This window comes from Xenorhabdus cabanillasii (assembly GCF_003386665.1).
Taxonomy (GTDB): domain Bacteria; phylum Pseudomonadota; class Gammaproteobacteria; order Enterobacterales; family Enterobacteriaceae; genus Xenorhabdus; species Xenorhabdus cabanillasii.
In genome coordinates, this window is sequence record NZ_QTUB01000001.1 from 2,210,411 (window position 1) to 2,221,878 (window position 11,468).

8 protein-coding genes are annotated in these 11,468 nt (G+C 41.2%); 5 read left to right on the forward strand and 3 right to left on the reverse strand.

All coding sequences use genetic code 11. From position 1 onward, the window contains the following. Positions 1–48: 48 nt before the first annotated feature. The 3 genes from hofC to ppdD form a co-directional block, all read right to left on the reverse strand. Positions 49–1,248 carry a protein transport protein HofC gene (hofC, locus tag BDD26_RS10585; RefSeq protein WP_038270001.1) on the reverse strand — a complete coding sequence of 400 codons (1,200 nt, stop codon included), beginning with the start codon at positions 1,246–1,248 and terminating at the stop codon, positions 49–51. After that, a complete protein-coding gene (gspE, locus tag BDD26_RS10590) occupies positions 1,245–2,786 on the reverse strand; it encodes a type II secretion system protein GspE (RefSeq protein ID WP_115826508.1) in 1,542 nt (513 codons plus the stop codon). The genes hofC and gspE overlap by 4 nt, the downstream gene beginning before the upstream one ends. Positions 2,787–2,917: 131 nt before the next feature. After that, positions 2,918–3,340 carry a prepilin peptidase-dependent pilin gene (gene ppdD, locus BDD26_RS10595; RefSeq protein WP_115826509.1) on the reverse strand — a complete coding sequence of 141 codons (423 nt, stop codon included), beginning with the start codon at positions 3,338–3,340 and terminating at the stop codon, positions 2,918–2,920. Positions 3,341–3,681: 341 nt separating this feature from the next. Between ppdD and ampD the strand changes: the two genes are divergently transcribed. The 5 genes from ampD to aceF all read left to right on the forward strand — a co-directional run bounded on the left by ampD (position 3,682) and on the right by aceF (position 11,366). After that, a complete protein-coding gene (gene ampD / locus BDD26_RS10600) occupies positions 3,682–4,233 on the forward strand; it encodes a 1,6-anhydro-N-acetylmuramyl-L-alanine amidase AmpD (RefSeq protein ID WP_038270009.1) in 552 nt (183 codons plus the stop codon). After that, positions 4,230–5,084, forward strand: coding sequence for a beta-lactamase regulator AmpE (ampE, locus tag BDD26_RS10605; protein WP_038270012.1), 855 nt, complete (start codon positions 4,230–4,232; stop codon positions 5,082–5,084). The genes ampD and ampE overlap by 4 nt, the downstream gene beginning before the upstream one ends. Positions 5,085–6,080: 996 nt before the next feature. Beyond that, positions 6,081–6,845, forward strand: a complete 765-nt coding sequence (gene pdhR / locus BDD26_RS10610; protein ID WP_038270015.1) for a pyruvate dehydrogenase complex transcriptional repressor PdhR — start codon at positions 6,081–6,083, stop codon at positions 6,843–6,845. Between the two features lie 254 nt (positions 6,846–7,099). Further along, positions 7,100–9,763 carry a pyruvate dehydrogenase (acetyl-transferring), homodimeric type gene (gene aceE, locus BDD26_RS10615; RefSeq protein ID WP_115826510.1) on the forward strand — a complete coding sequence of 888 codons (2,664 nt, stop codon included), beginning with the start codon at positions 7,100–7,102 and terminating at the stop codon, positions 9,761–9,763. A gap of 13 nt (positions 9,764–9,776) precedes the next feature. Further along, positions 9,777–11,366: a pyruvate dehydrogenase complex dihydrolipoyllysine-residue acetyltransferase gene (aceF, locus tag BDD26_RS10620; protein WP_115826511.1), complete on the forward strand. Its 1,590-nt coding sequence runs from the start codon at positions 9,777–9,779 to the stop codon at positions 11,364–11,366. The last annotated feature ends 102 nt before the right edge of the window (positions 11,367–11,468 follow it).

The following is an 11,468-nucleotide window of genomic DNA, read 5'->3' on the forward strand; positions in this document are numbered from 1 at the left end:
GTTTTTACAACCCTTGAGAAAAATAATGAAAATATGCAATTTAAGCTGTTACGCCAGAATAGTACCTAATTGAAAGATAGGCAGGTACATGGCGAGTAGTAGTAAGCCAACAATCATCGCCATAATCAGCATTAATACAGGTTCAAGTAATTGAATTAATTTATCAGCACAGTTGATAAATTGTTCTTGATACCATAACGCTAGATTACTCAAAAATATGTCAAGTTCACCTGATTCTTCACCAATTATGACAAATTGTTTACATAATGGTGGAAAACAGTCTTCGCTTTTCAAGGCACTACTCATTGGTATCCCTTGCTGAATCTGTCTGTGAAGGCTTTTTATTCCCGCTATAAATAAAGGATGGTGTGTTGCATTCAGTGCACATTCCAGACCGCTGGTTAAGGTCAAACCTGCTTTCTGTGTCATAAACAGAATATGGAATATTTGGCTGGTATGTTGGTAGATTGTGAGTTTTCTGAAAAGAGGTAGCTTCAGAAGAAGCATTTTTTCCTTTGAATGCAACACTGGGAACCGAAAACGTATCCAGGAATAGAGGCTTACCAATATTAATATCGTTGTTAAAAGTAGCATACCTCGGTTGGTCAGAAAGTCAGATGCTGACAAAACTCCCTGTGTTAATAAAGGAAGTGAGGCATCAAATGCAGAATATACCTGTTTGAATTCGGGCAGGACAACAATTAACATTAACAAAATAACAAGTACTGTGATAAAGGCGACTATCGAAGGATAGCGATACGCTTTTTGGATCTTTTTATGTAGTATATTTTGTTGTTCTAATCTATTAATGAGTAGTTGGCAGCAGGTTTCAAGTTGGCCCGTTTGCTCTCCTACTGCGATAATTTGGCAAAATAAGCGAGAAAATAATCGAGGATAGTGTTGCAATGCGGTGGAAAATGATTCTCCTTGGCTGATTTTTTGAATAAGATCTGTCAATACACATCGCCAAATGATGTTTTTGCATTCTTGCAATAGGATAGTCAGCCCTTGCAATAAAGGGATACCTGATGTCAGTAATGTATTTAGTTGATGGATGAAATGCAGACGATAAGCAATCTCCTTTTCACTGTAATAAATAAATTTTTTACATTTTATCGTATAAGGTTGCAAATCAAGTTGGCTCAAATACTGGAAAATAGAGTGTCTATTTCGGCCAATACTTTCTCCTCTTATAATATTTCCTTTTTTATTAACCGCTTGCCATTGATAAATATATTCCATTTTCATTCTGTACTCTCTGCCTTGATATCTATTGGATATGTTTCTTGTCCTGTAATTTGATAAATCTCTTCCAGTGTCGTTGTGCCTTGTTCTACTAATTCCAATCCGGCAGAGAAAAGAGTTGCTTGCTGTTGTAGGATGGGCAAACAGGGAAATTTGTCAGAAGATTTTTCTGATAGAGCTTGCTGGAATTCAGGCTTGATTTCGAGAAATTCATAGATGGCTGTCCTGCCATAATAACCAGAAAAACAGTGTTCACAGCCGACTGCCATCCATTGCTGCACAGTAATTTGTTGTTTTATCTCTCTGTTTTCAAAATGTATGATCGTAGGTTCTTCCGTTTTTTGCCGACAATGGGGGCAAAGTTTGCGAACTAACCGTTGGGCAATAATTAATTTTACACATGATGCAGTGGTATAGCCTGGAACCCCAAGATTTTGCAGGCGATATAGTGTGTCTATTGTGGAATTCGTATGCAGGGTGGATAAAACCAGATGACCTGTTTGAGCGGCTTTCATCGATATTTCAGCCGTTTCGTTATCACGAATTTCACCAACCATGATGATATCAGGATCTTGCCGTAGTAATGCCCGCAAAACCTTAGCGAAATCGAGTCCAATTTTGTTATTTACCTGAGTTTGGTTGATGCCCGTTAAAGGAATTTCTACCGGATCTTCAACACTACAGATATTCTTCTTCACTTGATTTAAATATTTCAGGCAACTATACAATGTGACAGTTTTACCGCTTCCTGTCGGGCCTGTGACTACTATCATTCCCTGTGGTATACGAAGTTTCTGTTTTAAAAGTTGTAACTGGGACTCAGATAGACCGAGTTGTTCCAATGATAATTGGTGTATGGTGTTTAAAATTCGCAGAACAATTTTTTCTCCATACAACGTTGGTAATGTGGATATGCGTATTGCATAACTGGTTTTGTGATCATTCCAGTCAAATTGCCCATCTTGTGGTTGGCGTTTTTCAGCGATATTAAGTTTTGCCATGATTTTTAAGCGGGCAGGAATACCCGCATTCATTTGAGAAGAGGGTGATGACATAGAATGCAACACACCATCAACTCGAATACGTATCCGATAGTTGTATTGAGAAGGTTCAAAATGAATATCTGATGCTCTTTTCTGTATAGAGATTGAGATTGTCTGATTAATTAGTTGTATGACAGGAGTATCAATATTTTCGGTATAACTATCATTCAATTGTGCATCATTATGATTATTGTTTGGAATACTTAATTTTTCTATTTGATAGGTTTCTGTTTCATCATTTTCAGCACAGTAACTTTCTGTACAAGGTATAAATGACCCTTCTTGTGTCAACATGGATTCAATTTTAGCTTTTGGCCAAATATCAAAATCAATTGTTGCACCGGAAATAAAACGTAGTGAAGAAATGAACTCTTCGTTAGGGGATTGGCTACAGGCAATAGTTATGGAATAATCATCCCTTTTTATAATAATTGCCTGATGTTTTTGGCAGAGCTCTTTGATTTTTCTTTCAATTAAAATATTTTCCGTATTTTTCATTTATTAAATTCCTTTGTTATTGCAATGGATTAATGGTTTTTTCCAAATAGTACCTTGGAAAGATACTATTTTTCTATAAGAATGCTTTGTTATAATTTGCAATTATTAACTAATGATTAAATTAATAACTTTTAAAATTTCAGTGTCTCCTGACATTTCATTTTCAATGATTCATTTTCGGCATTACATGACGTTTGCCAATGTGTAATACCTGTTTTAATATCCTGAATCGGTTTTAAGATGGCATTGAGGCCATTGAGATTTTGTTTACCAAAGATAGTTATTTCTCCCATTTCTACAGTTATAGTACTGATATAACGGCTATTGTGACCAGATGGAATAGAGGTATGGCCAGTGTTGCACTCTTTATAGCTTTCTGTTTCAAAACGGCAAATTTCAACACCGGATTTATAAGGTATAATAGCCTGGAGTGCATCAGTTAATGCTGCCTTTTGAATATAGCCTTGATAGCTGGGAATACCAATTGCACCAAGGATAGATACAATTGCCATCACAACCATGACTTCCATTAATGTAAATCCTTGTTGATTCATATTATCTCCTTTTTATTTTCTTCTTTTATGTGTATTTCTGCGTATTCTCGCTATATTTTTTTCAGAACGATGCATAATTTTTAATATGAGTTGGTGCTAATAAGGATGGAGATATTTTAAAAAAAGAAAATGATGTTAGTAAATTTTTTGGAATTGGTTCGAAAAGATAACTATTGATTACATTTTTTACCGGGAAATTTTCGAGCTTGCTCGCAAATGGAAGCATGAGAGAAAATATCCCTCGATTGAAAATGCTAATATACTAATCTGTTACACTTTGAGCGATTGTCTTCCAATTTAGTGGAGAAATTAGCGATGGAACAGTTCTATGGAGTAAGAGAATGAAGTTAAATGAAGGGTGGATTGATGATGCCAGAAAAGTTACTTCTCCACATTATGATTTGCGCCCGGAAGGTGAAATCCCATCATTACTTGTCATTCATAATATTAGCTTACCACCCGGTAAGTTTGGCGGGCCGTATATTGATCAGTTGTTTATGGGAACGTTGAATCCCAATGAAGATCCTTTCTTTGAAGAGATAAAAGGACTGTGTGTTTCTGCTCACTGTTTGATCCGTCGTGATGGTGAAGTTGTACAGTATGTTCCTTTCGATAAAAGAGCTTGGCATGCGGGTGTTTCCTGTTATTGTGATCGTGAAACGTGTAATGATTTTTCAATAGGTATTGAGTTAGAAGGGACGGATTACGAACCATTCACTGAAATCCAGTATTTTAAGTTGGTGGAAGTAACTCAGCTACTTATCAAACAATACCCTGATATTCGTAACAATATTACAGGGCATAGTGATATCGCACCGGGTAGAAAAACCGACCCAGGGCCTTATTTTTATTGGGAACATTATCGGCAATTATTGAAGGAGCGAGTTGGATGACCCTCTTTATCCTATTGTTAATACTGGCATGGGAACGCATTTTTAAAATGGGAGACCATTGGCAGCTGGAACCTTATCTGGCCCCTTTTTTTGCCAGAGTAAAATTATATTCACTGTGGGTAAGTTTAGGGATGACCTTTGTGGTTGTTTTTTTGACCTGGAAACTCATTGGGGTTCTGAGTACAGTGGCTTTTGGTATGCCGGCAATTTTATTGTGCATCATGATTAGTTTGTTATGCGTTGGTGCGGGTTCTTTGCGTCATAGTTATCGTGAATATCTCCGAGCCGTGCGTATTGATGATTCAGATCAGCAAAATATCCATCTTACCCATTTGACAATGGGGCAAGGAATTCCATTGAATACAACAAAAGATGAACGATTACGTGAAATACAGAACGCGTTAATCTGGATCAATTTCCGTTACTACCTTGCTCCAATTTTCTGGTTAGTCGTGATGGGTGAATTTGGCCCGGCAATTTTGATGGGGTATGGTTTTTTAAGAGCTTATCAAGGATGGTTAGCAAGATATGGGACTACCGTACAACGTGCTCAATCAGGTGTTGATGCGCTATTAAATTGTCTGGATTGGCTCCCTGCACGTTTGGCTGGTATCGCTTATGCTCTGTTGGGACACGGTGAAAAGGCATTACCTGCCTGGATTGCATCACTCAGCGATTTGCGGACATCCCAATATAAGGTGGTCAGTCAATTGGCACAATTTGCATTGAGTAAGGAACCTCATCTGGATCTTTTGAATACTCCCCTTGCAGCAGTGAAAATCGCGAAAAAAGCAACATTTACCATTGTGATCATTGTTGCCTTGTTGACGATTTATGGGGCGTTAGCCTAGTTGAGAACAGCCGCTTTGGGGCACAACATAAAAAAACTCCCGCCTGGTGTCAGGTTTGACATATATGGCGGGAATTGCATGGAAAGGGCTTTATACCGTCCATTTTTCAGATTGCTTCTTTGATGGCTGTGAGCGTTCACTTGCTCCAGTGATGCAACTTGAAATCTATTGGTACATATCAATTAGCCTGAACCTATTCCTATTCATCCTTAATAGTTTTCCACCCTGAAAAGTTGGAATATTCCCTGAGTTGGCACTTAGTGTGACCACTTGAAGAAAATATCCATAACATTCTTGTTATTCCTGAGGGGAGGGTATTGCGTTCAAAGTGTCTTGTTGTTTTTTCTGACCATCCGTTTGCCACTACTGTGTAACTGAAGCTTCTATGTAACTTGAATATGGAACTCGCAATCTATCCAGTATATTGATTATGTATATCGAACATACAGTAGTAATTCTTCAGTTATGTTTGGATATTAGCCATTAGTGATTTTACCGTTAACATGATTTTGTCGCTGTTATATTAAATAATTATATCCATTTCCTCTTTTTCTATGTGTTACAAACCAATAATAATGTATAAATTTAAATAATAAATAAACGAATGAATTGATATACTAAATGAATTATAATATTGGATAATGAATTCGCGTTATGCCCTTAAATGCTTACTTATTTTATTGTCTAAAAGCCTGTTTAGTTATAATTTTCTGATAAAAATTAAAATAATTTGTTAAAATTTGCAGGTTTTTATGATTTAGCCCAAGGTCTTTATAGACAGCTAGTGAATACTTTGTTACTTTATGGTCTGTATTCTAAATTGGTATTACCAATTGACTAAATCCCGACTAAATGAAGACAATTGAATGAGGTTGATTGTTCGAAAGTTAGTCTGAATATCCTGCCAAACAGGGTATAGGGATATAGTTCAAGTAACTAATTCACATAGAAATAGTTCGAAAGTAACATTTACTTACTGAATGGCTTACAGCAGATATGGCTTATAGCAAAATTCGCCAACCAAAGTTATCAGATGTGATTGAGCAACGTCTTGAACACCTCATTCTCGAAGGCTCATTACGTCCTGGAGAAAAGCTGCCGCCTGAGCGTGAACTGGCGAAGCAGTTCGAAGTATCACGCCCTTCATTGCGTGAAGCCATTCAAAAACTGGAAGCTAAAGGCTTTCTTTTCCGTCGTCAGGGTGGAGGAACGTTTGTACAGAATAATCTCTGGCAAAGTTTCAGTGATCCACTCGCCCAACTTATTGCAGAGAATCAAGAATCACAATTTGATCTCCTGGAAGCACGTCATGCGCTGGAAGGTATTGCGGCTTATTATGCTGCTCTAAGGGGAACGGATGAAGATTTTAAACGTATTGAGAAAAAACACCTTGCTATTCAAGAAGCACAACAATGCGGGGACATCAATGCGGAATCAGATGCTGTCTTGCAATATCAACTTGTTGTCACAGAAGCAGCCCATAATGTGGTATTGCTGCATTTATTGCGTTGTATGATCCCGATGCTGGAACAGAATATCCGGCGTAATTTCGAATTCATTTATACCCGCAAAGAAATGTTGGCAGCAGTAAGTAACCATAGAGCAGAGATTTTTCACGCAATAATGGCGAGAGAGCCGGAAAAAGCTCGTGAAGCTTCATATCGCCATTTGTCTTTTATAGAAGAAGTTTTATTGGATCTGACTCGTGAACATACTCGTCGTGAGCGCTCACTAAGACGGTTCCAACAACATCAGGACTAAGAGCCTATCCCCCGGGGCGTCATGGATTAATACGATTTCCTAATGGAATTCCCAAATGGGATAGATTCTAAACTTGACTGTACAGATCCTGGCTGCTGCGTCTGTACAGTTGTTAGCTCTTTATTTAAGGGTTTTAGCGGCAACATATAGCAGGGCCTATCTTCCGGTCATGACTGACTGAATGTCAAAGGGTATGACCAGAAGATAGGCTCCAAAACAACCATTAGAAATAGATAACAGATAAGGAACACACCATGTCAGATATTTTGAAAAATGACGTGGATCCGATCGAAACTCGCGATTGGTTACAGGCGATCGAATCGGTCATCCGTGAAGAAGGTGTTGAACGCGCTCAATTCTTGATTGATCAAGTTTTGAACGAAGCACGTAAAGGTGGCGTTAATGTTGCGGCTGGTATTGCAAGCCGTGATTACATCAACACTATTCCGGTTGAGAATGAGCCGGCTTACCCTGGTAATCTGGATTTGGAGCGCCGTATTCGTTCTGCTATTCGCTGGAATGCGATCATGACCGTTCTGCGTGCTTCCAAGAAAGATCTGGAGCTGGGCGGTCACATGGCTTCATTCCAGTCTTCCGCTACTGTTTATGAAGTTTGTTTTAACCATTTCTTCCGTGCTCGTAATGAGAATGATGGTGGCGATTTGGTTTATTTCCAGGGCCACATTTCTCCGGGCATTTATGCACGTGCATTCCTTGAAGGTCGTTTGACTGAAGAGCAGATGAACAATTTCCGTCAGGAAATTGGCAGCAATGGTCTGTCTTCTTATCCACATCCAAAATTGATGCCTGATTTCTGGCAGTTCCCAACTGTTTCAATGGGCCTGGGGCCAATTTCTGCTATCTATCAGGCTAAGTTCCTGAAATATTTGGAACACCGGGGTCTGAAAGATACTTCTAAGCAAACCGTTTATGCTTTCCTGGGCGACGGTGAGATGGATGAGCCAGAATCCAAAGGTGCGATCACTATCGCAACTCGTGAAAAGCTGGACAACCTGGTCTTCATCATCAACTGTAACCTGCAACGTCTTGATGGCCCAGTAACTGGTAACGGTAAAATTGTTAATGAACTGGAAGGCATTTTCGACGGTGCTGGCTGGCAGGTACTGAAAGTCTTGTGGGGTGAGCGTTGGGATGCACTGCTGCGTAAAGATACCAGCGGCAAACTGGTTCAACTGATGAATGAAACGCTGGATGGCGACTACCAGACATTCAAGTCTAAAAATGGCGCGTATGTTCGTGAGTACTTCTTCGGCCGTTACCCAGAAACTGCGGAATTGGTCAAGGATATGACTGATGACGAAATTTGGGCTCTGAACCGTGGTGGTCACGATCCTAAGAAAGTTTTCGCTGCACTGAAAAAAGCGCAGGAAACTACAGGTAAACCAACTGTAATCCTGGCTCAGACCATCAAGGGTTACGGCATGGGTGATACCGCTGAAGGTAAAAACATTGCTCATCAGGTTAAAAAAATGAACATGGAAGGCGTTCGTCAATTCCGTGATCGTTTCAATGTACCTGTATCTGATGAGCAAATTGAAAACCTGCCATACGTGACTTTCGACAAAGACTCTGAAGAATCTAAATATCTGCATGAGCGTCGTAATGCACTGGGTGGTTACCTGCCAAGCCGTCGTATTAACTTCGACGAAAAACTGGATATCCCAGCTCTGGAAGATTTCAGCTCTCTGCTGGAAGAACAATCTAAAGAAATTTCTACCACTATCGCTTTCGTTCGTGCACTGAACATCATGCTGAAGAACAAGTCGATCAAAGATCGTCTGGTTCCAATCATTGCTGATGAAGCACGTACTTTTGGTATGGAAGGCCTGTTCCGTCAGATCGGTATCTACAGCCCGAATGGCCAGCAATATATTCCGCAAGACCGTGAGCAGGTTGCATACTATAAAGAAGATTCTAAAGGTCAGATCCTACAGGAAGGTATCAACGAGTTGGGTGCTGCATCGTCCTGGCTGGCTGCTGCAACTTCATACAGCACTAACAACCTGCCGATGATCCCATTTTACATCTACTATTCCATGTTCGGATTCCAGCGTATCGGTGATCTGTGCTGGGCCGCGGGTGACCAGCAGGCTCGTGGCTTCCTGATCGGTGGTACTTCTGGCCGTACAACTCTGAACGGTGAAGGTCTACAGCACGAAGATGGTCACAGCCATATTCAATCTCTGACTATCCCTAACTGTATCTCTTACGATCCAGCGTTTGCTTATGAAGTAGCTGTTATCATGCATGATGGTCTGGAGCGTATGTATGGTGAGAAACAAGAGAATATCTACTACTACATTACTACCCTGAACGAAAACTACCACATGCCAGCAATGCCTGAAGGCGCTGAAGAAGGTATCCGTAAAGGTATCTACAAGCTGGAAAGCATGGAAGGCGTGAAAGGTAAAGTTCAGTTGTTAGGTTCTGGTTCTATCCTGCGTCACGTTCGTGAGGCAGCTAAGATCCTGTCTGACGAGTACGGCATTGGCTCTGACGTTTACAGCGTAACCTCCTTCACTGAACTGGCTCGCGATGGTCAGGATTGTGAGCGCTGGAACATGCTGCATCCTTCAGAAGAACCACGGGTTCCTTACATTGCTCAGATCATGAACGATACACCAGCAGTCGCTTCTACTGACTACATGAAGCTGTTTGCTGAGCAGGTGCGTAACTTCGTACCAGCAAGCGAATTCCGTGTATTGGGTACTGACGGTTTCGGTCGTTCTGACAGCCGTGAAAATCTGCGTCATCACTTTGAAGTTGATGCTTCTTACGTGGTTGTTGCAGCTCTGGGTGAATTGGCTAAACGTGGCAAAGTTGATGTGAAAGTGGTTGAAGAAGCAATCAAAAAATACAACATCAATCCAGAAAAAGTCAATCCACGTCTGGCATAAGAGGTAAAGATTAATGTCTATCGAAATTAACGTACCTGATATTGGTGCAGATGAAGTTGAAGTTACCGAGATTCTGGTGAAAGTTGGTGACACAGTAGAAGCAGAACAGTCACTAATCACTGTTGAAGGTGACAAAGCTTCCATGGAAGTCCCATCTCCACAGGCGGGAGTGGTTAAAGAAATCAAAATTGCGGTTGGTGATAAAGTTAAAACCGACAAACTAATCATGATTTTTGAATCCGCAACGGGTGTTGCCGAAGCTGCACCAGCACAGCCGGAAGCAGCTTCGACAGCAGCGCTTGCAGCGGCTACAGCAGCAGAATTTGTAGCGGCTGAAAGCAAAGAAGTTGCCGTACCAGATATTGGTGGTGATGAAGTTGAAGTTACCGAAATCATGGTAAAAGTCGGTGACATCATCACTGAAGAGCAGTCACTGATCACCGTTGAGGGTGACAAAGCTTCTATGGAAGTTCCTGCTCCATTTGCCGGTACAGTGAAAGAGATCAAAATCGCAGCTGGCGATAAAGTGAAAACTGGTTCTCCGATCATGGTATTCGAAGTGGCCGGCGCAGCACCTGCGGCAGCTCCAGCAGCGGCTCCGGCTCCTGCGGCAGAACCTGCTAAAGCAGCACCAGCGCCAGTAGCCAGCCAGCCAGCAGAAGGAAAAAATGAGTTTGCAGAAAACGATGCTTACGTTCATGCAACTCCAGTTATTCGTCGTCTGGCACGTGAATTTGGCGTAAATCTGGCTAAAGTAAAAGGAACTGGTCGTAAAGGTCGTATCCTGCGTGAAGACGTTCAGGCTTACGTGAAAGATGCAATCAAACGTGCAGAAGCAGCACCTGCGGGTGGTGGTCTGCCGGGTATGCTGCCTTGGCCGAAAGTTGATTTCAGCAAGTTTGGTGAAATCGAAGAAGTTGAAATGAGTCGTATCCAGAAAATCTCCGGTGCTAACCTGAGCCGTAACTGGGTAATGATCCCTCACGTTAACCTGTTTGATGAAGCGGATATCACTGAAGTTGAAGAATTCCGTAAGCAGCAGAATAAAGAAGCTGAGAAGAAACAGCTTGGCGTGAAGATCACTCCGCTGGTATTCGTTATGAAAGCGGCTGCGAAAGCGCTGGAAGCAATGCCTCGCTTTAACAGCTCTATTTCTGAAGATGGCCAGAAGCTGATCCTGAAAAAATACGTCAACATCGGTATCGCCGTTGATACACCTAACGGTCTGGTTGTTCCTGTATTCAAAGATGTTAATAAGAAAGGCATCATTGAACTATCAAGAGAACTGGCAGAAGTATCTAAGAAAGCGCGTGCTGGTAAGTTGACTGCTTCCGATATGCAGGGTGGTTGCTTCACTATCTCAAGCCTGGGGGGTATCGGTACAACCGGTTTTGCACCAATCGTGAATGCTCCAGAAGTGGCAATTATGGGGCTGTCCCGTTCTTCTATGAAGCCTATCTGGAATGGCAAGGAATTCGTTCCTCGTCTGATTCTGCCTATGTCTCTGTCTTTCGACCACCGTGTGATCGATGGAGCAGATGGTGCTCGTTTCATCACTTACATTAATCAATTGATGAGCGATATTCGCCATCTGGTGATGTAATGCGAAGGCCGGTAAATATGCCGGCCTAATAATTATGATCGTGACAGGTATTTTATACTTGTATCTGGCAGGTTGCGATTTCTGTCACGTTAACGCGCTTTT

Bases quoted from the DNA above. Each gene is read 5' to 3' on its own strand.
- hofC (WP_038270001.1), bottom strand. From the start codon at position 1,248: ATGAAAATGGAATATATTTATCAATGGCAAGCGGTTAATAAAAAAGGA.
- ppdD (WP_115826509.1), bottom strand. From the start codon at position 3,340: ATGAATCAACAAGGATTTACATTAATGGAAGTCATGGTTGTGATGGCA.
- aceF (WP_115826511.1), top strand. From the start codon at position 9,777: ATGTCTATCGAAATTAACGTACCTGATATTGGTGCAGATGAAGTTGAA.
- ampD (WP_038270009.1), top strand. From the start codon at position 3,682: ATGAAGTTAAATGAAGGGTGGATTGATGATGCCAGAAAAGTTACTTCT.
- pdhR (WP_038270015.1), top strand. From the start codon at position 6,081: ATGGCTTATAGCAAAATTCGCCAACCAAAGTTATCAGATGTGATTGAG.
- gspE (WP_115826508.1), bottom strand. From the start codon at position 2,786: ATGAAAAATACGGAAAATATTTTAATTGAAAGAAAAATCAAAGAGCTC.
- ampE (WP_038270012.1), top strand. From the start codon at position 4,230: ATGACCCTCTTTATCCTATTGTTAATACTGGCATGGGAACGCATTTTT.
- aceE (WP_115826510.1), top strand. From the start codon at position 7,100: ATGTCAGATATTTTGAAAAATGACGTGGATCCGATCGAAACTCGCGAT.